At 61.8% G+C, this 23,370-nt stretch carries 26 protein-coding genes and 1 pseudogene; 5 read left to right on the top strand and 22 right to left on the bottom strand.

The annotated features are described in order from the left end of the window. The 16 genes from ACFE72_RS21920 to ACFE72_RS21995 form a co-directional block, all read right to left on the bottom strand. The coding region (locus ACFE72_RS21920) for a hypothetical protein (protein ID WP_375415228.1) at positions 1-269 on the bottom strand (269 nt) is incomplete at its 3' end. A 209-nt stretch (positions 270-478) separates the two neighbouring features. Next, positions 479-1,066, bottom strand: a complete 588-nt coding sequence (locus ACFE72_RS21925; protein WP_375415229.1) for a hypothetical protein — start codon at positions 1,064-1,066, stop codon at positions 479-481. 2 nt (positions 1,067-1,068) lie between these two features. After that, positions 1,069-1,554 (bottom strand): toxin-activating lysine-acyltransferase, encoded by a 486-nt coding sequence (locus ACFE72_RS21930; protein WP_375415230.1) that lies wholly within the window; start codon positions 1,552-1,554, stop codon positions 1,069-1,071. A 228-nt stretch (positions 1,555-1,782) separates the two neighbouring features. Next, the gene (locus ACFE72_RS21935; protein ID WP_375415231.1) at positions 1,783-2,079 is read right to left on the bottom strand and encodes a hypothetical protein; all 297 of its coding nucleotides are present in this window, start codon (positions 2,077-2,079) and stop codon (positions 1,783-1,785) included. A 16-nt stretch (positions 2,080-2,095) separates the two neighbouring features. Next, positions 2,096-2,479, bottom strand: a complete 384-nt coding sequence (locus ACFE72_RS21940) for a gamma-butyrobetaine hydroxylase-like domain-containing protein (protein ID WP_375415232.1) — start codon at positions 2,477-2,479, stop codon at positions 2,096-2,098. Between the two features lie 37 nt (positions 2,480-2,516). Continuing rightward, positions 2,517-2,672 carry a hypothetical protein gene (locus tag ACFE72_RS21945; RefSeq protein ID WP_375415233.1) on the bottom strand — a complete coding sequence of 52 codons (156 nt, stop codon included), beginning with the start codon at positions 2,670-2,672 and terminating at the stop codon, positions 2,517-2,519. Between the two features lie 12 nt (positions 2,673-2,684). After that, positions 2,685-3,695: a formate dehydrogenase subunit gamma gene (locus ACFE72_RS21950; protein WP_375415234.1), complete on the bottom strand. Its 1,011-nt coding sequence runs from the start codon at positions 3,693-3,695 to the stop codon at positions 2,685-2,687. Between the two features lie 45 nt (positions 3,696-3,740). Then, positions 3,741-4,337, bottom strand: a complete 597-nt coding sequence (gene fdh3B / locus ACFE72_RS21955; protein ID WP_375415235.1) for a formate dehydrogenase FDH3 subunit beta — start codon at positions 4,335-4,337, stop codon at positions 3,741-3,743. A gap of 14 nt (positions 4,338-4,351) precedes the next feature. Further along, positions 4,352-7,318: a formate dehydrogenase subunit alpha gene (locus ACFE72_RS21960; protein WP_375415236.1), complete on the bottom strand. Its 2,967-nt coding sequence runs from the start codon at positions 7,316-7,318 to the stop codon at positions 4,352-4,354. A 13-nt stretch (positions 7,319-7,331) separates the two neighbouring features. Next, a complete protein-coding gene (locus ACFE72_RS21965; protein ID WP_375415237.1) occupies positions 7,332-7,559 on the bottom strand; it encodes a hypothetical protein in 228 nt (75 codons plus the stop codon). Positions 7,560-7,599: 40 nt separating this feature from the next. Continuing rightward, positions 7,600-8,388, bottom strand: coding sequence for a Cro/CI family transcriptional regulator (locus tag ACFE72_RS21970; RefSeq protein WP_375415238.1), 789 nt, complete (start codon positions 8,386-8,388; stop codon positions 7,600-7,602). A gap of 110 nt (positions 8,389-8,498) precedes the next feature. Continuing rightward, entirely contained in the window at positions 8,499-9,095 is a 597-nt protein-coding gene (locus tag ACFE72_RS21975; protein WP_375415239.1) for a DUF3306 domain-containing protein, read from the bottom strand. Between the two features lie 86 nt (positions 9,096-9,181). Next, positions 9,182-9,703: a DUF3305 domain-containing protein gene (locus ACFE72_RS21980; protein WP_375415240.1), complete on the bottom strand. Its 522-nt coding sequence runs from the start codon at positions 9,701-9,703 to the stop codon at positions 9,182-9,184. 22 nt (positions 9,704-9,725) lie between these two features. Continuing rightward, positions 9,726-10,745 carry a DUF6352 family protein gene (locus tag ACFE72_RS21985; protein ID WP_375415241.1) on the bottom strand — a complete coding sequence of 340 codons (1,020 nt, stop codon included), beginning with the start codon at positions 10,743-10,745 and terminating at the stop codon, positions 9,726-9,728. Next, entirely contained in the window at positions 10,742-11,314 is a 573-nt protein-coding gene (locus ACFE72_RS21990; RefSeq protein WP_375415242.1) for a DUF6505 family protein, read from the bottom strand. Before ACFE72_RS21990 ends, ACFE72_RS21985 begins: the two co-directional genes overlap by 4 nt. 7 nt (positions 11,315-11,321) lie before the next feature. Beyond that, the gene (locus tag ACFE72_RS21995) at positions 11,322-12,071 is read right to left on the bottom strand and encodes a biotin/lipoate--protein ligase family protein (RefSeq protein WP_375415243.1); all 750 of its coding nucleotides are present in this window, start codon (positions 12,069-12,071) and stop codon (positions 11,322-11,324) included. A gap of 161 nt (positions 12,072-12,232) precedes the next feature. On the opposite strand from ACFE72_RS21995, the gene ACFE72_RS22000 reads away from it, so the two are divergent. Together ACFE72_RS22000 and ACFE72_RS22005 are read left to right on the top strand one after the other, a co-directional pair. Continuing rightward, entirely contained in the window at positions 12,233-14,269 is a 2,037-nt protein-coding gene (locus tag ACFE72_RS22000) for a 4Fe-4S binding protein (protein WP_375415244.1), read from the top strand. Continuing rightward, positions 14,211-15,116: pseudogene (locus tag ACFE72_RS22005) on the top strand (Mrp/NBP35 family ATP-binding protein); the annotation flags it as partial. The gene ACFE72_RS22000 and the pseudogene ACFE72_RS22005, both read left to right, overlap by 59 nt. On the opposite strand, the gene ACFE72_RS22010 reads toward ACFE72_RS22005, so the two are convergent. From ACFE72_RS22010 to ACFE72_RS22020, 3 genes are all read right to left on the bottom strand, one after another. Then, entirely contained in the window at positions 15,117-15,416 is a 300-nt protein-coding gene (locus tag ACFE72_RS22010) for a hypothetical protein (RefSeq protein ID WP_375415245.1), read from the bottom strand. Positions 15,417-15,503: 87 nt separating this feature from the next. Further along, positions 15,504-16,007, bottom strand: coding sequence for a toxin-activating lysine-acyltransferase (locus ACFE72_RS22015; RefSeq protein WP_375415246.1), 504 nt, complete (start codon positions 16,005-16,007; stop codon positions 15,504-15,506). A gap of 574 nt (positions 16,008-16,581) precedes the next feature. Further along, positions 16,582-17,547: a Bug family tripartite tricarboxylate transporter substrate binding protein gene (locus ACFE72_RS22020; protein WP_375415247.1), complete on the bottom strand. Its 966-nt coding sequence runs from the start codon at positions 17,545-17,547 to the stop codon at positions 16,582-16,584. Positions 17,548-17,782: 235 nt separating this feature from the next. On the opposite strand from ACFE72_RS22020, the gene ACFE72_RS22025 reads away from it, so the two are divergent. From ACFE72_RS22025 to cysE, 3 genes are all read left to right on the top strand, one after another. After that, positions 17,783-18,091 (top strand): hypothetical protein, encoded by a 309-nt coding sequence (locus ACFE72_RS22025; protein WP_375415248.1) that lies wholly within the window; start codon positions 17,783-17,785, stop codon positions 18,089-18,091. A gap of 201 nt (positions 18,092-18,292) precedes the next feature. Next, on the top strand, positions 18,293-18,541 hold the full coding sequence (locus ACFE72_RS22030) for a helix-turn-helix transcriptional regulator (RefSeq protein ID WP_375415249.1): 249 nt from the start codon (positions 18,293-18,295) through the stop codon (positions 18,539-18,541). 294 nt (positions 18,542-18,835) lie between these two features. Continuing rightward, complete coding sequence (gene cysE, locus ACFE72_RS22035) at positions 18,836-19,648, top strand: serine O-acetyltransferase (protein WP_375415250.1); 813 nt, start codon at positions 18,836-18,838, stop codon at positions 19,646-19,648. Positions 19,649-19,684: 36 nt separating this feature from the next. On the opposite strand, the gene ACFE72_RS22040 is transcribed toward cysE, so the two are convergent. From ACFE72_RS22040 to ACFE72_RS22050, 3 genes are all read right to left on the bottom strand, one after another. After that, positions 19,685-21,142, bottom strand: a complete 1,458-nt coding sequence (locus ACFE72_RS22040; protein ID WP_375415251.1) for a cation:proton antiporter — start codon at positions 21,140-21,142, stop codon at positions 19,685-19,687. Positions 21,143-21,246: 104 nt separating this feature from the next. After that, the gene (locus ACFE72_RS22045) at positions 21,247-22,050 is read right to left on the bottom strand and encodes a PhzF family phenazine biosynthesis protein (RefSeq protein WP_375415252.1); all 804 of its coding nucleotides are present in this window, start codon (positions 22,048-22,050) and stop codon (positions 21,247-21,249) included. Between the two features lie 60 nt (positions 22,051-22,110). Beyond that, positions 22,111-23,277 carry a fatty acid desaturase gene (locus tag ACFE72_RS22050; RefSeq protein ID WP_375415253.1) on the bottom strand — a complete coding sequence of 389 codons (1,167 nt, stop codon included), beginning with the start codon at positions 23,275-23,277 and terminating at the stop codon, positions 22,111-22,113. Positions 23,278-23,370 lie beyond the last annotated feature (93 nt).

Genomic DNA, 23,370 nt, shown 5'->3' on the forward strand with positions numbered 1-23,370 from the left:
GAGCCCGGCCTTGCCCACCGAATCCAGATAGCCCACCAGCCCGCCGAGGAAGTCGTCGTTTCAGGATATCGATCTCCTAAAATCGCTTTTGCTGCTGCATTGGAATAGGCTGCCAACTGACCAATCGGGCCGCTATAACTAGAAACCTGAGCTTGAAGCAGAGCCTCAGTGCTACCAGTCATGTTATGATAAAGAATATAAAAGCCGGTTCGATCTCCAACATCAATGCGAGCCGCAAGCTGAGCGATATCATTTTGCGATAAACCCATTTCGTCCCTCGAACTTCGTTAATTCGCGCGGCGCAGTGAATTAAGCAGATTAACTATCGCTTCGTAAAAGTCCGGCCAGCGCTCGAATTGATTTCGTCTAAATTGAAAAGTCAGAGAGAGGTTGTTGCCATAGTCCGCAAAACCCCTGCAACCCACATGAGGATTAAGTATTTCCCTGAAGCATTCAATGTAGACATTCCTTCCATCGACTACAAAAAATCTTTGACTAACCTCTTCTGATCTTTCCATTTTTGATCGTCCTGTTTGTACACGTAGTGTTTATATGAACGACCATTTTTATCTGAAAAGTCTCCAATGTAGCTCCACATGTTCGAAATAAGGAAATCAATTGTCTTTCGGACGTTGGGATCCGCACCTGTGCGTGGATAAGAATGCAAATGAATGACTAGTGCGCCCAGCTCATTTACGTCACCTGCAACGGTGCTAAGGGGCGCCATTGAAGGAAAGCTCGTCTCAAGGACGAGAAAATCCTGAACTCCGCCCGTCCAATTCTCGGAAAATGTCAAATACGCTTTAGGAATTTTAAAGTGAAAAGTTTCAGTCTTATCCCGAAGAGCAATTTCAATCGGCACGGGATCGGTGGTATGTCCAAAATAATATATCCCCTGCGCAAATGAGCCATCAGACAAAATGAGGAAAAAGAGAGCGGCAACTGCGAATTTTTGCCATCTAAAGTATGTACGCGAGATAGTAACAGGCCGGAGTTGTACCGATCTTCGCTTATCCACACCGGCAGAAAAGCTTGTTAGTCCCTGAGCATTGCTGGCCACGAACATGGTCAAATATCACCGACTTTAGCCCGCATTTCCGCTTCGCCTCCAAACGGCGCGACGGTGTCGATAAGGCGTTGGTTCTTCCCGCTTTTCCATTCCACAGCGGTCAAGCGCCTGTCGCCGGCATCAATCCGCCTCGCCACCAGATCATTTGCCAGCGCCCACAGCGCAACGCCGATCGGGCGCTCGCCGGCATAGAACATCCGAAACTGCCGCAGCAGGATCGCGGGCATCACCAGCCATTCGAGGTCGCCGAGCGGAATCGTCTTGTGGCGCGGGCTCTGCGTCATCAGCCAGGTAATTTCGCCGAGCACCTGCGCCACTGTCTTAGGCGGCGGTTCAGTCTGCAACTGCGTGGGGCCAGCGGCGTGGCTGCCGTTCACTGAAGAACCACCGTGAACACCGCTGAGTTTGGCGAACGCCTCCTGCAGCGCCGCTTCGCCGAACAGCGACGCTTCGGTGTGCTTGCTCGCAGGAGCTGCCTTGTTCATTGTTCCTCTCCGCGCATCTCTTATGAGAGAAACTAAGCACATCGTTTTTTATACTTCAACCGTTACGTGGTGCTAATTTTAAAGACACGCTGTAGATGTTTTTACGCGAACAATACTGTTCTGCAACTATTGCGAGAACCAGCTATACTTACATTTGCCGCCATCACCGCATTGATGGCTTGGCGGTTGTCGAGATAGTTCTCATAATCCTGCGCCACGCTGAGGTCGCTATTCAGGGTGGCCGGTTGCTCGGCGCCGGATTGCGATAATGGCGTGGTCAGTCCCGCCCAGTCCGGCTCGGAACCTGCGATGGCGACGGCGAGTTTGGTGCGCGCGCTTCAGGAGCAGGTCGCCGGCCGCCTGGGTATGCTGCAAAAGGTCGAGGGCTGCGGCGTGCACGGTGTCGTCGGCGCTGATGAAGCTGAATAGTGGTGGTCGGGGTCCGGCCTGCGATGTAGCGGATTCCGGATCGCTGACATAGCCGACCATGGTCTGCTTGGAGTGGTCGATGACGACGCCGTTCACCGCCTTCAGATTCCGCCTAGCTGCCCGGCCGGTCGCGGTCGAGACCCTTGGCCGCAAGATCGTCGAGGTAGTCCTTGAACCGCTGTTCGGCGTTCGATCCGAGATCGTGCAGGAATGCCCAGGAGTAGATGCCGGTGCTGTGCATGTCGTCGAAACCGATCCGCACCGCGTAATTGCCGACCGCGTCGACCGACAGAATGGTCACGTCGCGCTTGCCGCCGACCGTCCTGCGTTGCGCTTCGGAATGTCCCTGCACGTCGGCCGACGGGCTGGTGACGCGCAGCATTTCCGCGGAAAGGCTGAACGCCGTGCCATCGTCGAACGTGACATTCAGCGCGCGGCGGTCTTTCAGCAGTCGGATTTCGACCGGCCAGGCCGGAACGGCGTTCGGCGCGCTCAAACCCCGCTCTCGACGACGGCGATCATTGCCGGCGGACTCAGACTGGACCTGTCAGATTGTGGCCGGGATCGCCGACCCTTGCGCCGCTGGTGGTGAATGCCACCGAGCTTGGCCGCTGCACGGTGTTGAGCAGCATCGCCACGGCCACCGCGGCAATCACCGCGAATGCCAACGCCGCAAGAAAGCTTTTCATGGCGCTCCCCCCTTATTCGGCCGGCATCGCGCGCGCCGAACCCGTCGACGGCGCGTGGCCCTTGGCCTGTTCTTCCTCGACCCAGAGCGAATGATGCTCCTTGGCCCAATTGAGATCGACCTCGCCGGTGCCCATGGCGTCGAAGGCGCCTTCCATGCCGATGGTGCCGATATAGATGTGAGCCATGATCGCGGCCATGAACAGCATCGCGATCACCGCGTGGATGATGGTCCAGAACTGCAGCGCCGTGACATTGGCCGGAAGATAGGGAAACAGCAGAAACCAGCCCGACAGCGACATCAGCGCGCCGCCGATCACGACGATCCAGAATATTCCCTTCTGGCCGGCATTGAATCGCCGCGCCGGCGGATGCTTGCCATTGCGCAGCATGCCGCCGCCCTGCTTGATCCACACGAGGTCGAGCCGGCTCGGGAAATTATCCTTGATCCAGATCACGAACATCACCGCGATGCCGAGCATGAACGGAAAGGCCAGATAGTTGTGCGCGAGCTTGCCCCACGCGGTCATGGTGGAGAAAGCGTCCGCGCCGAACAGCGGCAGGATCAGCACACGGCCGAAGCTGATGTTGAGTCCCGACAGCGCCAGAATGATGAAGCAGGATGCCGTCACCCAGTGGGTGAAGCGCTCGAAGCTTGCGAACCGCAGCAGTTTTATGCCGGAAAAACCATGCTCGACCCGGACGCGGCCGCGCACCGCCAGAAAGACCGCAAGCAGAGCGAACATGCCGACGATCGCAATGCCGCCGATGACCGGCAGCTTGTGGCGCTGGAAATCGCGCCAGTCGCGGCCCGCAGGCTGGATCAGGCTGGCGGCCATCGGATCGGGAATGCTGATCCGCCCGGTGATCTTGTCGCCCTCTTTCAGCGCATTCAGCAGCTGGTCCTCGTGTACGGCTTCGGCGGTGGGTTTGAAGGACAATTGCGCCGCCGCGGGATGCGCGAACGCGACCAGCAGCGCGATGGCGGCGCATACGGCTCTGAGGGTTGAAATCCGGATCGACATCGGCACGACCTTCCAGTTCCATTCAAGAACGATTTGACGCGGAGCCTAGCCGGTCGGCGAATCGCTGTAGGCCGTTTTCCAGCCCCACATGCCCGAACCGTAACCGCGCTTCATCACGCGCTCCTTGTAGATTTCGGCGATGATGGCCCCGTCACCCGCGAGCAGCGACTTGGTCGAGCACATCTCGGCGCAAATCGGTAGCTTGCCCTCGGCAAGACGGTTGGCGCCGTATTTGGCGTATTCGACCGGCGTCGAGTCCGCCTCCGGACCGCCGGCGCAATAGGTGCACTTGTCCATCTTGCCCCGCGAACCGAAATTTCCGACCTTCGGATATTGCGGCGCGCCGAACGGACAGGCGTAGAAGCAGTAACCGCAGCCGATGCAGAGATCCTTGGAGTGCAGCACCACGCCGTCGTTGGTGGTGTAGAAACACGAGACCGGGCACACCGCGGCGCACGGCGCGTCGGTGCAGTGCATGCAGGCCATCGACACCGAGCGTTCGCCGGGCTTGCCGTCATTGATGGTGACGACGCGGCGGCGGTTGATGCCCCACGGCACTTCATGTTCGTTCTTGCACGCGGTCACGCAGGCGTTGCACTCGATGCAGCGGTCGGCATCACACAGGAATTTGACGCGAGCCATGATCTGTTCTCCCCTCACGCCGCTTGAATCTGGCACAGGGTCGCTTTGCCCTCGTGCATGCCGGTGACCGGATCGTAACCGTACGACGTCAGCGTGTTGACGCTTTCGCCGAGCACGATCGGATCGGCCCCCTTCGGGTATTTGTCGCGTTGGTCGACGCCCTGGAACCAGCCGGAAAAGTGGAACGGCATGAACGCCACGCCCTTGCCGACCCGGTCCGTCACCAGCGCCTTCATGCGCGCCTTGGAGCTGTTTTCCGGACCGTACACCCACACCCAGCCGCCGTCCTTGATGCCGCGCTCGGCCGCATCCGAGGTATTGACCTCGACGAACATGTCCTGCTGCAGTTCGGCGAGCCAGCGGTTGGACCGGGTTTCCTCGCCGCCGCCTTCGTATTCCACCAGACGTCCGGAGGTGAGGATGATCGGGAATTGCTTGGCGATGCCCTTGTCCACCGCCGCCTTCTGAATCGAGAAACCAAGGTTGGCCATGCGGAACTGGCGTCCGTCCGGCCGGGTCGGATATTTGGCGACCAGGTCGGGACGCGGGGTGTAGATCGGCTCGCGATGAACCGGCACCGGATCGGGCAGATTCCACGCCACCGCGCGCGCCTTGCCGTTGCCATAGGCCATCACGCCATGCTCCAGCGTGACGCGGATGATGCCGCCGGACAGATCGACCGCCCAGCCGACGCCGTCCGGATTGTTGCCGCCGATCTTGTTGATGGTTGCAAGTTCGGCTTCGGTGAGCTCCTTGTCCCAGCCGAGCTTCTTGAGCAATCCATAGGTGAATTCCGGATAACCGTCGGTCAGTTCCGAGCCCTTGCTGTAGGAGCCCTCGGCAAGCAGATTGACGTTCTTCACCGAACCGTCGGGCTGCTTCTCTTCATAAACCACGCCGAAGCGCGCGCGGAACGTGCCGCCGCCGTCCTTGGCGTGAAGATTGGTGTTGTAGAGCGTATGCGTGCCCGGATGCCTGATCTGCGGCGTGCCCCAGCACGGCCATGGCAGGCCGTAGTAATCGCCACCGATCTCCGGCTCGTCTGCCTTGGCGCGCAACGTGACCAGATCGAACTTGCCCTGGTTCTTCATGTGCGCTTTCAGCCGTTCCGGCGACTGCCCGGAATAACCGGTCGAGAAGCCGCCGCGGTTGATTTCGCGCAGCAGGTCTTCGGGCGACGGATGCTTGTTCTCGACCTTGATGTTCTTGAACATCGCATCGGCGAACCCGAGCTTCTCCGACAGCCGGTAGATGATCTCGTAATCGTCCTTGGATTCGAAGATCGGCTTGACCACCTGCTCGCCCCACTGCAGCGAGCGGTTGGAGGCCGTGCGCGAGCCCGAGGTCTCGAACTGGGTGCAGGCCGGAAGCAGATAGGTGCCGTTCTTGCGGTCCGAAATCGCGGCGAACGTGGTGGGATGCGGATCGGCGACCACCAGCAATTCGAGCTTCTCGAGCCCCTTCACCATTTCCGTCATGCGCGGGATGGTGTTGCCGCCATGGCCCATGATGACCACGCCCTTTATGACGTCGCGCTGATCGACGTCATCCGGGTTGGCAAGCGTCGCATCGAACCAGCGGGTCCACGGGATGCCCGGCAATTCCATGTTCTGCTTGCGCGTGCGCGCCGGACGCCCGGCTTTCGCCGGCACTTCATCGAAGCGTGACTGGAAATAATCGTAATCGACCTCCCAGACCCGGGCCCAATGCTTCCAGGCGCCCTCGACCAGGCCGTAATACAGCGGCAGCGACGTAATATCGAGACCGATGTCCGTCGCGCCCTGCACGTTGCAGTGGCCGCGGAAGATGTTGGCCCCGCCACCGAACACGCCGACATTGCCGGTTGCCAGCAACAGGTTGCAATAGGCGCGGACGTTGGCGGTGCCGACAGTGTGCTGGGTGCCGCCCATGCACCAGACGAAGGCCGATGGACGCTGCTTGGCGAAGGTCTCCGCGACCCTCTTGAGCTGCTCGCCGGGAATGCCCGAGACACGCTCGACTTCTTCCGGCGTCCACTTGGCCACTTCGGCGCGGATCTGGTCCATGCCGTAAACGCGCTGCGCGATGAATTGCTTGTCTTCCCAGCCATTGTTGAAGATGTGGTGCAGCATGCCCCAGATGATCGCAATGTCGGTGCCGGAGCGGAACCGCACATATTCGGTGGCATGCGCCGCAGTGCGGGTGAAGCGCGGATCGAGCACAAACACGTTGGCGCGGTTGATCTCCTTGCCGGCCAGGATGTGCTGCAGCGACACCGGATGCGCTTCGGCCGCGTTCGAGCCCATGAAAACGATGGTCTTCGCGTTGCGCATGTCGTTGTAGGAATTGGTCATGGCGCCGTAGCCCCATGTATTGGCAACACCCGCGACCGTGGTGGAATGGCAGATGCGGGCCTGATGGTCGATTGAATTGGTGCCCCAGAACGCCGCGAACTTGCGGAACAGATAGCCGCCTTCATTGGAGAACTTCGCGGAGCCGAGCAGATAGACCGAATCGGCGCCGGACCTGGCGCGGATTTCGAGCATCTTGTCGCCGATTTCGTTGATGGCCTGGTCCCAGCCGATTTTCTGCCACTCGCCGTTGACGAGCTTCATCGGGTATTTCAGGCGGCGGTCGCCGTGCACGAGTTCGCGCACTGAAGCCCCCTTGGCGCAATGCGACCCGCGGTTGATCGGGCTGTCCCAGGCCGGCTCCTGGCCCACCCAGACGCCATTCTGGACTTCGGCGATCACGGTGCAGCCGACCGAGCAGTGCGTGCAGACGTTCTTTTTGATTTCGGTCGGCGCGCCGACGATCTTCGGACCGGCTTGCGCCTTGCGCACCGATCCGAGCGGCATCAAACCGAGTGCGGCGCCGGCGCCGGCGGCGAGACCCGAGCGGCGCAGGAACGTGCGGCGGTCGAGAACCCCAGAGGCGAGGCCGGCGGCGACACCCTGCAAACGCGCCCGGCCCGCGGATCCATCTCTTCGCTTCATCAACATGTGCGTGGTCCCATCAATAGCGGTTGACGCGATAGTAGTTGTTGACGTGGTCGGTTTGCCTGTAGCGCGCCTTGACGCGCTCGGCGCGCGACTCGTCGTCCGCCACGGCTTCGCCGCCCGCGAGCGGCACCACCGCCGCCGCTGCGGCGGCCGATCCACCCATCATGAAAAAGTGGCGCCGGTCCACGCTCGCCGTCTGCTTGCTTTCGCGGGGCGTTTTGCTGTCCGATGGCTTGCGCATTGCGATCTCCTTCAAGTCGATCTTCCGGTTGCCCTCGGTGTCACTCGGACAGCGTGAAGGCCTCGGATTCCAGTTCCATAAACACACGGCCGACGCGGCCGACGGCGCGGTAGAAGGTGGCGGACTGCGATATTTCCAGATCGGCGAACAGGCGCGACGCCCAGGGCTTGAGATGCCGCTCGAAAAAGCGCGCCTGCTCGCCGAAGTCGGCCTCAAAGTCGCCTCGGGCCAGCCCGGCCATGACTTCGAGCAGGATCGCGATGTGATCTTCCGGCTCCCGCGACGCGCCTGCCCGCTCGATCCCGAGCCGATCCAGATCCTCGCGGGCCCGAGCCAACGGGCGTTCATGCAGAAAGCCGGTCAGGTAATAGGAGGCATAGGGAAGCAGCTCGCCGCGGCCGAGCCCGATGAACAGATCGAAGAACTCCCTGCTGACGGCGCGATCGTCGATCGCCGCCGCGGCGGCGCCGAGTTCGACATGCGCCATGCCAAGATCAGACGCATCGCCCTTCAACATCGCAACCCGCAAGAGCGTCTCCGAATCGGGTGCCTTGCCGAGCAGTAGCGACAACAGCCCGTATTCCGCGGCGCGCAGCTGGTCGACCTCATCGACGGCGGATTTCGCTGACACCTTGCCCTCGGACGGTCCATAGAGATCGGGCCGGAGGATGAAACGATGCACGCGTGTCAGCGTCTCCACGGCGAGCACCCGCTCGGCGGGAATCCGCGACCACCCCGAAACCGATGGCTGGGCAATGCCGATCGCTCGCGCCAGCGACGCGACGCCGCCTGCTGCCCTGATTGCCTGCTCCAGACCGGCGTCACGCATGGTGCAAGCGATGTCTCCCCACCTGTCTCTGTATTAGAGCATACATTTCAGATCTGGAATTATTCCAGCCAACGTAGCATAGGGTTTTCCTATGTCTCAAAAAACTTTGCTTAAACAATCGGTTTTGCCGAGCCATGGCGTCGCACCGCTTGTTGCGGTGCAATGAGGCTGCGGTCATCAGGATCCTGTTTCGCGGCGTCTTTATTTTGCGCGGGCTCTTTATTATTCGAGGGTTTTTGCGCTTCGCTGCTTAGTCTTACGGCCTGCGCCGGCACATCCAGCACTGCTTTTTGCGGCGCACTATCCGCAACCGGACACCCTGGCTCCGAAGGAGATGGTTTTTCCGGGTCCGTCCTCAACTCCGCCCTGGCCTCCGATTCGCCGGTACCCATGATCTCCGAAACCATCCGCGCGATATCCACGCCGGGCCCGATCTCGCCATTACCGGGCACGCCGCCCGGCGTATTCCAGTCATAAGCATAGTCGAGCGCAGGATTGACATAGTTCCGGATCGCGGGGTCCAACGCCCAGGATTTTCTCAAGGCCGCGTTGCGCAGATGCTCGGGTACCCCCTTGCGGAGAAAGACGCTGATGTCGGTGGCTTCTGTCAGGTCCTCAAGGTCCGGCAGGCTCGAGAGATCGAACTCCGGCTCGGATTCGGTTGCAGCCGCGGGCTCCGAGGGCGCTTCTGCGCCGGCAACCGGCACGTCATGCTCCGGCTGTTTTGCCTCGTGCTTGCGCTGCGACCAGCGCGACAGAAAACTCTTGCTCGCGTCGCCATTGCTCCGCTCGCTCATGCGCCGTCCTTCCGTCGATCGGTCGGGCCTTCGCTCGCCTTCCGCTTGCGATCCTCGCTCGTTTCGTCCCGCTTGCGCTTGTGAAAGGCCCGTTCGACATGGAATTCATCGACAAAGGCCGCGATCCATGACGCGACGCCCGGCGGCATCGGAACGGTGCCGATCACATCGCATCCGCTCTCGAACACAGCTTCGCCTTCGGTCGGATCGGCGGTGATTCTCGTCAGTTCGAGTTCAGAGCCGCCATCCTGACGCCGCAGCGCAACCCAGATGCGCGGCTCGCCGTCGGCGAGATTGTCGCGATAATTCGCGGTGTCGGAACTGAACAGATCGATGCTCGCCGCACCCGCGTAATAAATCGTGGCATCGGCCGCCGTGGACAGCACGGTCCATGGGGCCGCCGCGGGCACTTCATCGAGAATCATGAGCGGCGACCATAGGTGGTCGATCCATGGATTGTCGATCGAACGGCGGCGCAGCACCACGCCGACTTCGCGGGACGTTTCGGTCATTGCCATGGTCGATCCCTCATACGGCCGGTCACGTCCTAGCCGCGGCGGAAGCCAGCGGCAGCCCCACCACCAGATTCTGCGGCTTCAGGCGCACCACCTTGTCCGCGCCCATCGCCAGAATGAGATAAACCGGCCGCGTGCCGACACGCTCGTCCACCAGCCGCGTGTCCTCGATGTTCAAACGCATCAGGGCGACGATGCGCCCGCCGGCATGGCGATCCAGCGCGTCGCCGTTCCACAACGCGTTGCCGATTCTGGTGCCCTCGCCGTCGAGGCCGACGAACCAGCGCCAGTCGTGGTCTTCGATCGACGCCACGGGTTCCACGGAGACAACGGCGCCGAGAAGATGCGCAACCCATCGCTCGATCGCGCGGCACAGCCCGGCGCGCGCCTTCGGATTGCCGCCGAGGTTCATCACCATGGCATGCGCGTCCGAACGCGACCAGTACGTCCAGGCGTTTTCGTCGTCCATGACGTCCATCTCGCCGAATGCCTGCGGCTGCAGCATGGCGGTAAGCGGCGACGAATGCATGTCGTGCCGCGCGTGTTGCTGCGCCTCGACGACTTCCGCATCGGCCAGCAGCAAAGTCCCGTCTTGGACGGTGGCCGCTTGGCTGCGATAAAACAGTTCGGCCGCGCGCAGCGTGTAGGGATCGTCGCAACCTTCCAGGGCGTTGCGCAGGATCAGGTGGCAGAGCTGCGATAAAAAGATCGGCGGCAGGTCGCCGGCGCCGTTACGGGCCAGCGTCACATACACGGCCTCAAGCGAGGGTGCTGCGATCAGCCGGTCGCGAAAGGCCGTCATGAAGGTCCAGTTCTCGCGCGCGTCGGCATCGGCGAGAGCAGCAATGTCTCCTGTCGCGACCGGACGGAGGGGGTTTGCGAGCAGGCTTGCATGCAGATTGCGTTCGGCCTCGCAGGCATCGGGCGGCGGCATCAATTCAGGCCGTGCCAGATAGGCCATGATCAGTTCGGGGGTAGCTACCAGCCCGCCGTGATCGGCCCGGCGCGTAAGATGATGGCCCGAGGCGACCCAGAACTCTCTCATGTGCGATCCGCCGTAATGGGCCCGGTCCGGATCATTTCCAGGAGATCGATTTCCTCGGCGGGTTCTCCGCCTTCGACCTCGTGAAAGGTAAAAGCGCGCGCATGCGCGTGCAGCCGATCGGCGCCGGCCGCGGCTTGGCGCGGTTTGAGCGTGCGGAAGCGCTCGCGGATCTCGCCATTCTCAGCGCTGCGTTGCACGGCAAGCAGAGTGCCGCTTGGATGACCGCACAACGAAACTGCAAACGCGACCTCTTCCTCGGCGGCACCGCGCGCTGCCGCGAGGTCGGGCGCTCCGAACTTCTCCAGCAACTGCCTTGCGAGCCGCTCGACCACGCCCTGCCGGTCCGCATCCGTCGCCTCGGTGACGATCGCAAGCGTGGACCAGCCCAGACTATCGACGCCAAGCAAGCCGGAACGCAGCGCCACGCGCTGCTTCTGGCTGAGATTGGCAGGGTCCTGGTTCCAGAACACGAATGCGCCGGAAACCGCCCATTCTCCCGGTTCCGCCGCCTGCTCAAATACAAACGTGTCCGACGCGTCGAGCTGCACCGTGCGCGGCAATTTCAACATATCCGCCTCATTCTAGTTTCGGGCCGCGCTCGCGCGGATCATACCAAGACGTCTTGGCGAGTGCATCCACAACACTTGTCCGCTCCGGCGAGCCGCCGGCGGAAGGGCCGGTCAGGAGATCGCCGTTGCCATCGATGCTTCGACGCTCGCCCGGGTTGCGCCTCGGAAGCCGCTCCAGATAATCCCGTGCGATCGCGTCAAACCCCCGCTCGTTCCATCGGTCGAACGCCGTCATGAGATGACGGGCGAAGCTGCCGATGATCGCCTCGGTTTCGATCATTTCGAAACCTCCGCTCAGCAGGGAAACGCCGGCGGCGGCCTGCACCTCGTCGATATAAGCCATGTCGGCCGCGCGCAGGATGACGCCGAACACCAACCATGCGGGCTGGTCATCCTCACCGCAATCCTTTGGCCACCCGAGCCGCGCGCCGCCGAGCAATCCGCCATCGAACCGGATCGCGTCCGGCCAGCCGAAACTGACTTCCCGCTCCGGCGGGCAGTGAGCGGCAATCGCATCGGCCGCGGCATTCATGCCGGCAAAGAGCGCGCGGCGTGCCGAGCGCAGAGGCTCGTCGGGTTCCAGCACCACGGCAAATTCGATCAGATCGTAGCGCCCCACCCAGACCAGCGTCCCGGCGCCGGCTTCGGCCGCATGTTCGCAGGCGTAAGCGAACGCGTCGCCAAATTCGCGCAGCGCGACCACGGTATAACCGGGCGGCAGATCGAGTGTCTGTTCCACGTCGTTAAGACGCGACATCGAAGAACGCATCCTTATGCTTCACAAATCCGCGTTGTATGCTATCCCGCGCAAGCCGGCGACGCGAAATCCTGCCCTTGCAGGTGTTCGCCCTAGCAGGTACCGCGGAACCGTGAAGTAAAGCAACCGCGTGCCGGCCCGCCGGTTCAGGGGTTATCTCAATGGGTGCGGCAAAGTCTCATCTCCTGATCTGCAGTTGCGAAAAGAGTATGCCGCTCGACACGCACGCGATCGGCCGCGGCTGCGAAGGAGCAATCACGCAGGCGAACCAGCTCTGCGGTCTCGAACTCGATCGGTTCAAGCAGGCGCTGGCCGACGGTGCGCAGGTCACGGTCGCCTGCACCCAGGAAGCCCCGCTGTTCAGGGAAATCGCAGAGGATTTTCCGCAGACGCACCTCACCTTTGTCAACATTCGCGAAACCGCCGGTTGGTCGACGAACGCGGCCGCGGCCGGCCCCAAAGCCGCGGCGCTGATTGCCGCGGCGGGCGAAGTAATGCCGCCGATTTCGATGGTGACCCTGGAGAGCACCGGCGTCGCGCTGATTTATGGCCGCGACGACATTGCCGTCGAGACAGCGCAACGCCTCGCCGACCGTCTCGACATCACCGTGCTGCTGACAAAGCCTGGCGACGTGACACCGCGGCGCAGCAACGAGTTTCCCGTTCTGAAAGGCACGATCCGCAACGCCCGCGGACATCTCGGCGCGTTTGAACTTGCCATCGACGACTATGCGCTGCCGCTGCCCTCGTCGCGCGCAAAACTCGTGTTTGGAGCCGCGCGCGATGGCGCGACCTCGACCTGCGACCTGATTGTCGATGTTAGCGGTGGCCCACCGCTGTTTTCCGCGCATGAACTGCGCCCTGGATATCTGCGCGCCGATCCGCGCGACCGCGCCGCGGTCGAACGCCTGATCGCCGATGCGGGCAACCTGGTGGGCACCTTCGACAAGCCGCGCTTTGTCGATTTCGACGCGTCACTGTGCGCCCATTCGCGCTCGGGTATTACCGGATGCACGCGCTGTCTCGACCTGTGTCCGACCGGCGCGATCACCCCGAACGGCGACGCGGTCGTAATCGATGCCAATATATGCGCGGGCTGCGGCTCCTGCGCGTCGGTATGTCCCACCGGCGCGGCATCCTATTCGCTGCCGAGCGCGGACGCGCTGATGCGGCGGTTACGCACGCTGCTGCAGGCCTACCGTAAGGCCGGCGGCAGCGACGGTATCGTGCTGTTTCACGATGGCGAGCACGGCGATGCCATCATCGACGCCCTGGCACGGTTCGGCGCGGGGCTGCCGGCGAATGTGCTGCCGCTTCGCGTCAACGAAGTGACGCAGCTCGGACCCGAGGCGATGGCGGCAGTTTTTGCGTATGGCGGCACCGCCGCCGTGGCGTTGACACGCGCAAAACCGAGGCACGACCTGGCCGGACTTCGCCGCGCGGCCGAACTGTCCGGCGCCGTCGCCGCCGCCCTTGGTTTTGGCGACGGCCTCGTGCGCATCATCGATACCGACGATCCGGATCAACTGCGCGCCATGCTCGACGCCGCGCCTGCCGGCATCGCCGCGCAGAAGCCGGCCAGCTTCATTCCGCGCGGCGGCAAACGCAGCGTGCTTGAAACCACGTTTCGCGAACTCCACCTCGCCGCACCCGCGCCTGTCGGAATGGTGGGGCTGGCGCCGGGGGCGCCGTTCGGCGGCGTGAACCTTGAGGTCGACGGCTGCACGCTCTGCCATGCCTGCGTCACCGCCTGCCCGACCGGCGCGCTGTCCGACAACCCCGACCGCGCAATGCTGCGCTTTACCGAAAGCTTGTGCGTGCAGTGCGGGCTTTGCCAATCCACCTGTCCCGAGCATGTCATCACGCTCGAGCCACGCCTTGATTTCGAGGCGTGGAATGCGCCGCTGCGGGTGCTGAAGGAAGAAGAGCCTTTCCACTGCATCGCCTGCGGAAAACCCTTTGGCACCAAAAGCTCGATCGACCGCGTGCTGGCAAAACTTGGCGAGAAGCACTGGATGTTCCAGGGCGCCAACGCCAAGCGTATCGATGTCATCAAGATGTGCGCCGATTGCCGTGTCGAAGCCGTGGTGAACGAGGGTTTCGACCCGCACGGGGCGCCGCAACGCCCGCCGGTCATGACCACCGAGGATTACTTGGCGGCCCGCGGCGCGAAGAAAGGCGATCCCGCTGGATCGTAGGGAGAGCACCGTGTCCGCGCAGCCGCCAATACCTGCGACGTCGAAAGCGATGGGCATACCCGGCGTCAGGCACGTCATCGCCATCGCGTCGGGCAAGGGCGGCGTCGGCAAATCCACCACCTCCTGCAACCTCGCGCTGGGCTTCGCCGCGATCGGACTTAAGGCCGGCATTCTCGACGCCGACATTTACGGACCGTCACAGCCCAAACTGCTCGGACTGAGGGGCAAGCCGCGTCTGCTCGGCCCGCGCATGCTGGAGCCGATGGAGCGCTTTGGCCTCAGGGTGATGTCGATCGGCTTTCTGGTGGAGGAAGATTTTGCCATGATCTGGCGCGGGCCGATGGTGATATCCGCCATCACCCAGATGCTGCGCGAGGTGGCGTGGGGCGACCTCGATATTCTCGTCGTCGATCTGCCGCCCGGCACCGGCGACGCGCAGCTCACCATGGCGCAGCAGACGCCGCTGGCCGGCGTGGTCATCGTTTCGACGCCGCAGGACATCGCCCTGATCGACGCGCGGCGCGGCATCGCCATGCTCGAGAAAGTGAAAGTTCCGCTATTAGGATTGATCGAAAACATGGCGGGCTTCTGCTGCCCGGCCTGCAACCGGATCACGCCGATATTCGGACATGGCGGCGCGCGGCTGGAGGCCGCACGCCGCGGCATTCCATTTCTTGGCGAAATCCCGCTCGACATCCACATTCGCAAGACGTCGGATAACGGACGCCCCGTCGTCGCCATCGAGCCGGACAGCTTGCATGCGCGGCGTTATATCGATATCGCCCGTGACCTTTGGACCGCGGTCGGCGCCGCAGGCCGGCCCGCGCCGCGCATTGTCATCGAGTGATCAACCCTTAGGCTTGGAGTCCGGCGGACATTCCGAACGGACTTCCAGCGGCTTGCCGCCGCTCTGCACCGTCGGCGCGGCCGAATTCGAACCCCCGGCGTCGGGCAGGATGGCGCTTTTCTCGACCGCCATCGAATTCGAGGTTTTCTCGTCCGCATTGGCCGACGTTTTCTCGTCCGCATTCGCCGAGGTCGTACAGCTTGTCTCCGGCTTGACGCTGGACGGCGCGGCGGTTTGCGCGGCCGCAGCCTCCGCTACCAGGAGTCCCGCAAAAACTGCCGCCACGAAACGATAGGTCATTGCGATCTCCTAAAACAAAAATTGTCCGCCAATCCACCGGGCAGAACGTCTCGCAGTGGCGATGGTTCCATCCCGCCGCACATCCGATCAGAGTTCGCCGACCTGGGCGCGCATCTCCGCCTCGCCGCCGAACGGCGCCACGAGTTCAACGATGCGCAAGGCGCTCCCGCTTTTCCATTCCACCGCGGTCAGGCGTTTGTCGTTGGCGTCGATCCGTTGCGCCACCAGATCATCCACCATGGCCCACAGCGCTACGCCGACCGGGCGATCGCCGGAATAGAAAATCCGGAATTGCCGGAGCAGGATCGCGGGCATCACCAGCCATTCGAGATCGCCGAGCGGAATGGTCTTGTGACGCGGGCTCTGCGTCATCAGCCAGGTGATCTCGCCCAGCACCTGCGCCACGGTCTTCGGCGGCGGCGCGGCCTGCCCCGGCGTCGTAGCCGCATGGCCATTCGCGTTCGGCGAAATCCCGAACCCGTCGAGGGCCTGCTTCAACGCCGCCTCGCCGAGCACCGGCGGGTCGGTAGGCTTGGCGGCGGGCTTCCCGGTCCGCTTGTCCCGCCGCGCATTCTTCTTGAGGTCCGGCATCCATTGCTCCTGTCGAAAGACATTTGCCTGATCCTAGAACAACTCACGGATGTTGCCCATCGCTACCGCGCACGGGCCATGTCCGCTTGGTCCGGGATCAGGCTGAGGTTTTGTATCCGCCAGCATAGACCTGCCAGATCTACTGCAGATTGCGCGCGACCCGAAAGCCGTTCGCATAGTAGCGGAGGTCGATATCGTAGCGAAATCGGGCGGCGGAGGTGGCGGCGTTGGATTTGTTGGCAAACGAACCGCCGTGCAACACGCGTTGACGGCACTGTCCGGTGGTCCAGGCGGAGCCATCTCGCTGCTTAGCGACTATTATTTGAATCAGGCCGATCGGGTCGTCCTGAATCGTTTATCGCGAAGTTTCCTTCGTCGAGCTTCGTGGCCGCGGCGCAGTCCCGCCTTGACGATATCGAGACGGCGCACGGGAGCGACAACGTCAACAAGCCCGGGCGGATGATGCCGCGCGTATCCTCTTACAGCAGCAAAGAATCGAGTGCGAAGCGCGGCTTCGGGAAAGCGTTCGCGGCGGATAGCGGTCAATCCTCGTCGCGCCAGAGATGCTTGCCGGTCATTCGATCCTCAACTTGGCGTCATGCACCACCTTGCCCCATTTTTCGATCTCCTGGCCGATGCGCGCGGCGAATTCGTCAGGCGTATTGGCGACCGGCCTGAAGCCCAAGCTCGCAAGCCGCTCTCTGACGTCGGGCCGGGCGACAGCTTTGGCGATCTCGCGATACAGCAGATCCACGACCTCCTTTGGCGTGCCTGCGGGTGCGACGACGCCGGTCAGCGTGTCGGCTTCCTGATCCTTCACGCCTTGCTCGATAAAGGTCGGCACCTCGGGTACTTGCTCCGCGCGCTCCGCCGCCGCGATGCCGATCGCGCGCACCTGCCCGGCCTGGATCGCTGCAAGCGAGGACGGCAGCGCGGTGAAGGCGATCGGCGTATGGCCGCCCACGGTAGACCCTACGGCGGGCGCGGCACCCGCGAACGGGATATGGACAAGATCGAGCTTGTAGGTCAGGCGAAACAGTTCGCCGCCGAGATGCGGCGTCGAACCGACGCCGGGGCCGGCATAGCTGTATTTGCCGGGATTGTCGCGGATCAACTGCACGAGTTCCGGTATCGTTTTGGCTGGGACCTGCGGGTTGACGACCACGACGTTGGGCGAAACTGCGACCAGACTTACGGCAGAAAAATCCTTGACCGGATCGTACGGCACCTTGGTGTAGAGACTGGGGTTCACCATGAAGCCCGTACTGATGGCCATGATGGTGTAACCGTCGGGAGTGGCGCGCGCGACCTGCCCGGACGCGGTGTTACCGCCTGCACCGCCTATATTCTCGACATAAAACTGCTGGCCGAAACTGTCGCTAAGCCGTTGCGCCACAATGCGCGCGATAATATCGGTCGGGCCGCCCGGTGGAAACCCGACCACCACGCGCACTGGCCGGGTCGGATATCCCTGCGCCACGGATGGCGTTATCCCGGCGAGCAGCAACACGGCCGCGATGAGCGCCTGCAAAACGTGCATGGTATCGTCCCCCTGTAAACTTATTGTTGGCAGCATCATCGGCGCGGGAGCGGTTTGGAACAAGTGCAAAACGTCCGCCCCATCGACATTTCGCACGGGGGCTTGGGTCGCGCCGCGAGATACGCGCCGCTGCTTGCGATTTCCGGGGCGCCATAGCCGCACCACAGGGCCGCACCAGCACCGAGTCGAAGAGCCTAGCTGCACAATAAAGGAAACAGCGCGGGCCTGAGCCGGCATGGATTTGTCGGGCGGCCCTTATCGCCGCAGGCGTTCATATGCGGAATGCAAGAGCGGCCGGCCGGCGAACCATGAGCGCAATGATCAAAATTCGCACTACAGTCGTACCCGCCGCCGTGCCTTAGCAGAACTCCCCAATTCGATGCCGCATTTTGCGAGCGAAAACAACAGCCAGCAACAATTGATCATTCCAAGTTGCCTTGGCCATAGATTTTTTTATCACAAAGCCCTGGTAAATCAGGACAAGATTGCTCCGCAGTTGGCAGGCTCCAATATGATCGAACGCCACGCTGTGCCAGGTATTTGAAAAAGCCGATGCGGCAAACGCGCGATGCAAAACAAGGAAGCCGATTTCTGCTCACCATTGCCGGACTTGCTTCCGAAGTCGGCCGCCGGTGACTAGCAAAATTGATAGTCGGCAAAATTTCATCGACGCTCAGCCACGGAACGCACACAATTGAAAACTACCTTTGCGTGTATGTTTTCGGCAGCAGTATCGGGACAGGCTATGCCGGCGAAAGTCAACTTCAATTGCTCGCGCGATCCGCGGGACATCAATCTATCTCCGCAACAGCAGGAAGTTTTGAGGTGGACCGCCGCCGGAAAAACGACCTGGGAGACATCCATCATCATGCGCTGCACCGAAGCAAACGTAAATTATCACCTCAAGCAGGTTTTCGGGAAGCTGCAGGCCAATAACAAAACCCACGCGGTTTCCAAGGCAATTCGCCTGGGATTGATCGTCGGCGATCAGTGAGGATATCTTCGGACCTTGCGTCCGAAAGAATTCCGCCGCGATCCCTCGCGTGATTTATTCGCCGCCGGCCTGCTTGATTTTGAAATAGCGGGCCGATCATTCAATGCCGAGCCGATACGTCGGAAAAGGACCCGGCTAAATCAGACCCTGAAGATGAGGCAGTAAATTATGTATGTTACAACTTAAGGTTTTTACGGCTCGACCAGCATGCTAACCTTCTGGTTGAATCAGGCCTCAGACCCGGGTATTCCATTGGCTTGAAGTCTTCTGTCCGCCGGGATGCGGGAGCGCGTCATGGGTCCATCCGTCGCCAAGCTCGCCAGCCATGATCGGGTGTGGCAAAGCATTCGCCAATCGGCCGCAGCCATGGTGGCCGAGGAGCCTATCCTCGCAAGCCTGGTTCACGCCAGTGTACTCAACCAGCTCCACTTCGAAGACGCGCTCAATTATATTCTCGCTCAATGCCTGGGAACTGCGGAAGCGCCCGCGATCCTGTTGCATCAGAGTTTCGATGAATTGACGACGGCCCATCCGGACGTTGGAGCGGCTGCGCGTGCGGATCTCGCGGCCGTGTGCGAGCGCGATCCGGCCTGCAGATCGCCGCTCGAGGCCTTGCTGTTTTTCAAAGGCTATCATGCAATCCAGACCTATCGCCTGGCGCATGCGCTCCTGAACAAGGGCCGCCGGCCCCTTGCACTTCATCTGCAAAACCGGATGGCGTTGACCTTCGGCGTCGATATCAATCCGGCAGCGCGACTCGGCCGCGGCATCATGATCGATCACGGGACCGGCGTGGTGATCGGCGAGACGGCGGTGGTCGAGGACGGCGTCTCGATCCTTCAGGGCGTTACCCTCGGCGGAACCGGTAAGGACGAAGGCGACCGTCACCCCAAAATTCGTCGAGGGGTCATGATAGGCGCCGGAGCCTGCATTCTCGGCAATATCGAAATTGGGGCTCGGGCCAAGATCGGCGCCGGCAGCGTGGTTCTTCAGAATATTCCGCCGGGCTGCACCGCGGCGGGAGTACCCGCCCGGATTATCGGACGCTGCGCCAACACCGAGCCGGCGCGCGATATGGACCAGGGCTTCGACGACGTCGAGGCGTAATCGCCGGATCGGCGCGGGATTCCGAACCCCGCGCGCTCAGATATCTGGCCTCACGACCTGCTTGTGCTCCGCCAGACGGGCTGGTTGGGGCGATAGTTTCAGAATCAGCAGCAACGGGCCCGTCATCATGGTGGTGAAGATCGCCATGATGACGAGCATGGCAAAAATCTTGGGCGGCAGGATTCCGAGGTCGTAGCCGATATTGAGTACGACCAGTTCGACCAATCCGCGGGTGTTCATCAGCGCGCCGAGCCCGAATGACTCGCGCCAGCCAAGGCCGGACCATCGTGCCGCCGCCAGGCTGCCGCCGAGCTTACCGGCGATGGCAACCAGGATGATCAGGGCGCAGACTCCCCAAGACTGCAGATCATTAAGCAATCCGATTTCAGCGCGCAGCCCGGTGAACGCGAAAAACAGCGGCACCAGAAAAAGCGTACTCACGTCCTGGACCCGCGCCAATAACCGTTCCTTGAAATTTTCCTGTTCCGGCATGATGACGCCTGCCATGAAGGCGCCGAACAGCGCGTGCAGTCCGATCAGCTGCGTCAAAAAGCAGGAGCCCAGTAATACAATAAGGGCAATCGCAACCGTCGCGGGCGGCATTTGGCGCGACCCCGGAAGCGACTGCGGCAGATATTTCGACAGCGCCGGCCGCACCGCCAACACCGCAACGGCGCAGTAGAGGGCGGCGAAGAGCAAGATCAGGCTGGCGCCGACTCCCGAACCGGCCTGGACGATCCCGACAACGATCGCAAGAATGCACCACGCGGTCGCATCATCGATGGCTGCCGCGGCGATTGCGACAATTCCGACGGTGGTTGTTGTCAGTTCGAACTCCTGAACTATTCTCGCCAGCACCGGAAACGCCGTGATGCTCATGCAGATGCCCATGAACAACGCGAACGGCACGAACCCGTATTTGGCCGAAGCATATGTATCGAACAGCAACAGCGCGAGTGCCGCACCGAGCACAAACGGAAAGATGATGCTGATATGCGAGACCAGCAGCGCCGACGATTTCCTGATCGATAATGCATGTCTGTTGAGTTCCAGGCCCAAGGTAAACATGAACAGGACCAACCCGATGTTGCTCAGAATAAAGAGCTGCGACACCGAACTTTCCGGGAACAGGAATTTATGTGCTTCGGGTAAAACGGTTTTGAGAACCGATGGACCAAGAAATATCCCGGCGAAAATCTCCCCCATGACCTGCGGTTGACCGATCCGGCGCAGCGCCGTGCCGAAGATGCGCGACAATATCAAGATGACGAGAATCTGCAGGATGACATTGCCGATCGGAGAATTGATATGCTTGTACAGTTCATGGGTCATCGCCTCGAACGCCGTAACGGCATGGCCGACAACGATCGGAGGGACGCCGCCGTACAACCGTTCGCCGGCGCGGGCGATGAGCCAGAGGCTGGCGGCTCCGGCGGCGAGCGAAATAACATAGACGGGAATGACGGGATATCTGACCGGCGTGCGCTGGAGCATGGCTCACCCATGACAAAAATAATTTGCGGCTGGATTTGAAGCGGAAAGTCGACTCTGGTGCTGGCGGCCGCCGCAGCGGCCGTCGCGACCACGTTGAAGCGGCGTCACTCCGCCGCGACGGCTGCGCTGGCCGTGCCGCGTATTTTCGCGGTACCCCCGATGTCCACGCGGTCTTCGGTGACGCCAATGCTCAGCCGCCCGCCTCTCGGCGAAAGCTGCACGGCCAAAAGCCAGGGCTTGTTCAGCTTTTCGGCCCAATAGGGACCCAACTTGCAATGAGCCGAAACGCACACTTCGTCCTCATTCACTCCCACCGATGGCGCGAAGAAGCGCGTTACGAAATCCCTGTCGTCCGCGTAGCTCCGGGCTGTGACCGCATATCCGCGGCACTTGATCTTTTTCAGTTCTGCGAAATCGGGCTTGAGAATTTCGAGCTGCTGTTCGGACTCCACCTCGACCACGAAATCATCGGTCGCCTTGGCGCAATAGCGGATCGTCGCACCAAGGGCCTGCTCGAGGCCAGCCGGAATTTCGCAAACCTTGGCGTCCATGCGCGGCAGATTCAGAAATATCTGATTGCCGCCGCCGCGCGCGTAGATCTGACCGCTGTTGGACTGGAAGCTTAACCGCCGATCGGCCGCGACGCCGGCGACCTCATACAGGTAGCAGGCGCCGGCGAGCGTCGCGTGCCCGCAGATGTCCAGTTCCTGTTCGACCGTGAACCACCGGATCCGGTAATTCGACGGATTCGCGGTCGGCACGATGAAGGCCGTGGTAGGAACACCGAGGTCACGCGCCGTCTTCTGCATCGTCCGTTGTGGCGGAAATCCTCCTTCCGCGATCAGGACGGCTGCGGGATTCCCGCCACGGCGATCGTCGGCAAAGGCATCAACAATCCAGGCATGCATGTCGGACATCCAATCTTTACAAGAGTGACGTTCGTGCAGTCAACGCAGAGGCCGCGACGACTACGATGCTGCATTGACTTCCGGCTCGTGCGCTGCGCGCGCCGATCGATACGGCTCCGCGTTGCTCAATTCCTGAAACATGCGGTCGATGGCATGCCCCAATCCCCAGATCTCCGAATAGGCCGGAGAGCCGTCATGACCGCTGTCGATATCCCACTGGCGGGCGTATGCGGCGCACATCCAATGCGGCGTGGCCGGAAAGCGGTGATGGAAATCGTGGTTGGGCAGATCTCCCACGACGACGAGAAGCCGCGCCGGCAGGTGGTACAGCATCATCGCGGCCGCCCACGTAACCCAGGCTACCGGCTTTGCCATCGCGGGAAGGGAGCGATCGGGCAGCGGCCGGCCGCAAAATCGCGCCCAGGTCGCAGGCACGTGATAGTGCCTCGATGAAAGGCGCGGATCGCGTGGCGTCAGCCAGGCGTGCTCCCCCAGATTGTCGAGCAAAGCGCTGATTTGAAACAGCACGACGATCGGAACGCCGAATGCGAGCAAGAGCACGGACAGGCCGTTGGGAAGCCAGAGCGGAAGCGACAGCCAGAAAGCGGCGTAGACGATGAACGCATGGCGCCGCCATTTGCGCTCCGAAAACAGATTGCTGCGCAGCCGCCGGCTTATTCCCTTCAGGTAAAAGACCGGCGAGATAAAGGTCAAGAAGGCGCGCAACCACAGCTCGCGCTTGCTGAGACCGGGCAAGAACCCGAAGTCGATCAGCGACTTCACCGGCGGATCATCCAGCGTGGCGAAGGTCGCGCGCTTATGATGGGTCTGGAAATGATCGATCTTGAACCCGCGCGCAGTTTGACTCATGGTCAGCAGCGTCACCAGTTCTCCTACAAACACGTCGCGCTTGTGGTTTCCGGAAAACTGGCCGTGGATGCATTGGTGCGCGACCACCAGGATCATGGTGCGGGCGCCGTTGAGCGTCAGCACCCAGCCCAGGATCATGGCGGCCCACCACAAGGGAAACCGCCACGCGACGGCCACGCTGGACAACACCAGACCGCCCGCGAACAGCGCCAGGGTGACGATGAGATAAGAGTACCATGTATGCATGATAAGCGGGCGCTGATGCGGCAACGCCTTGCCGGTGAACCAGGTCCAGAAATGCTGTGTCCATGCTGGAAAGCGGGCGAGCGATGCACGGACATCCACAGGATCTGACATGACATTGTTCTCCCATTCGGCCGGCGAGGTTTGGGCGAGTTGTTTGCGGGTTGCTATGCGCCGACGTTGGCGGTTTGGGCAGCGCCGGCGGGG

It is taken from the genome of uncultured Bradyrhizobium sp. (assembly GCF_964252615.1).
Taxonomy (GTDB): Bacteria; Pseudomonadota; Alphaproteobacteria; order Rhizobiales; family Xanthobacteraceae; genus Bradyrhizobium.

Excerpts from the sequence above, each read along its gene's own strand:
- ACFE72_RS21925 (WP_375415229.1), bottom strand. The coding sequence starts at position 1,066 with ATGTTCGTGGCCAGCAATGCTCAGGGACTAACAAGCTTTTCTGCCGGT.
- ACFE72_RS21930 (WP_375415230.1), bottom strand. The coding sequence starts at position 1,554 with ATGAACAAGGCAGCTCCTGCGAGCAAGCACACCGAAGCGTCGCTGTTC.
- ACFE72_RS21945 (WP_375415233.1), bottom strand. The coding sequence starts at position 2,672 with ATGAAAAGCTTTCTTGCGGCGTTGGCATTCGCGGTGATTGCCGCGGTG.
- ACFE72_RS21950 (WP_375415234.1), bottom strand. The coding sequence starts at position 3,695 with ATGTCGATCCGGATTTCAACCCTCAGAGCCGTATGCGCCGCCATCGCG.
- fdh3B (WP_375415235.1), bottom strand. The coding sequence starts at position 4,337 with ATGGCTCGCGTCAAATTCCTGTGTGATGCCGACCGCTGCATCGAGTGC.
- ACFE72_RS21960 (WP_375415236.1), bottom strand. The coding sequence starts at position 7,318 with ATGTTGATGAAGCGAAGAGATGGATCCGCGGGCCGGGCGCGTTTGCAG.
- ACFE72_RS21965 (WP_375415237.1), bottom strand. The coding sequence starts at position 7,559 with ATGCGCAAGCCATCGGACAGCAAAACGCCCCGCGAAAGCAAGCAGACG.
- ACFE72_RS21970 (WP_375415238.1), bottom strand. The coding sequence starts at position 8,388 with ATGCGTGACGCCGGTCTGGAGCAGGCAATCAGGGCAGCAGGCGGCGTC.
- ACFE72_RS21980 (WP_375415240.1), bottom strand. The coding sequence starts at position 9,703 with ATGGCAATGACCGAAACGTCCCGCGAAGTCGGCGTGGTGCTGCGCCGC.
- ACFE72_RS21985 (WP_375415241.1), bottom strand. The coding sequence starts at position 10,745 with ATGAGAGAGTTCTGGGTCGCCTCGGGCCATCATCTTACGCGCCGGGCC.
- ACFE72_RS21990 (WP_375415242.1), bottom strand. The coding sequence starts at position 11,314 with ATGTTGAAATTGCCGCGCACGGTGCAGCTCGACGCGTCGGACACGTTT.
- ACFE72_RS21995 (WP_375415243.1), bottom strand. The coding sequence starts at position 12,071 with ATGTCGCGTCTTAACGACGTGGAACAGACACTCGATCTGCCGCCCGGT.
- ACFE72_RS22000 (WP_375415244.1), top strand. The coding sequence starts at position 12,233 with ATGGGTGCGGCAAAGTCTCATCTCCTGATCTGCAGTTGCGAAAAGAGT.
- ACFE72_RS22010 (WP_375415245.1), bottom strand. The coding sequence starts at position 15,416 with ATGACCTATCGTTTCGTGGCGGCAGTTTTTGCGGGACTCCTGGTAGCG.
- ACFE72_RS22015 (WP_375415246.1), bottom strand. The coding sequence starts at position 16,007 with ATGCCGGACCTCAAGAAGAATGCGCGGCGGGACAAGCGGACCGGGAAG.
- ACFE72_RS22020 (WP_375415247.1), bottom strand. The coding sequence starts at position 17,547 with ATGCACGTTTTGCAGGCGCTCATCGCGGCCGTGTTGCTGCTCGCCGGG.
- ACFE72_RS22025 (WP_375415248.1), top strand. The coding sequence starts at position 17,783 with ATGGATTTGTCGGGCGGCCCTTATCGCCGCAGGCGTTCATATGCGGAA.
- ACFE72_RS22030 (WP_375415249.1), top strand. The coding sequence starts at position 18,293 with ATGCCGGCGAAAGTCAACTTCAATTGCTCGCGCGATCCGCGGGACATC.
- cysE (WP_375415250.1), top strand. The coding sequence starts at position 18,836 with ATGGGTCCATCCGTCGCCAAGCTCGCCAGCCATGATCGGGTGTGGCAA.
- ACFE72_RS22040 (WP_375415251.1), bottom strand. The coding sequence starts at position 21,142 with ATGCTCCAGCGCACGCCGGTCAGATATCCCGTCATTCCCGTCTATGTT.
- ACFE72_RS22045 (WP_375415252.1), bottom strand. The coding sequence starts at position 22,050 with ATGCATGCCTGGATTGTTGATGCCTTTGCCGACGATCGCCGTGGCGGG.
- ACFE72_RS22050 (WP_375415253.1), bottom strand. The coding sequence starts at position 23,277 with ATGTCAGATCCTGTGGATGTCCGTGCATCGCTCGCCCGCTTTCCAGCA.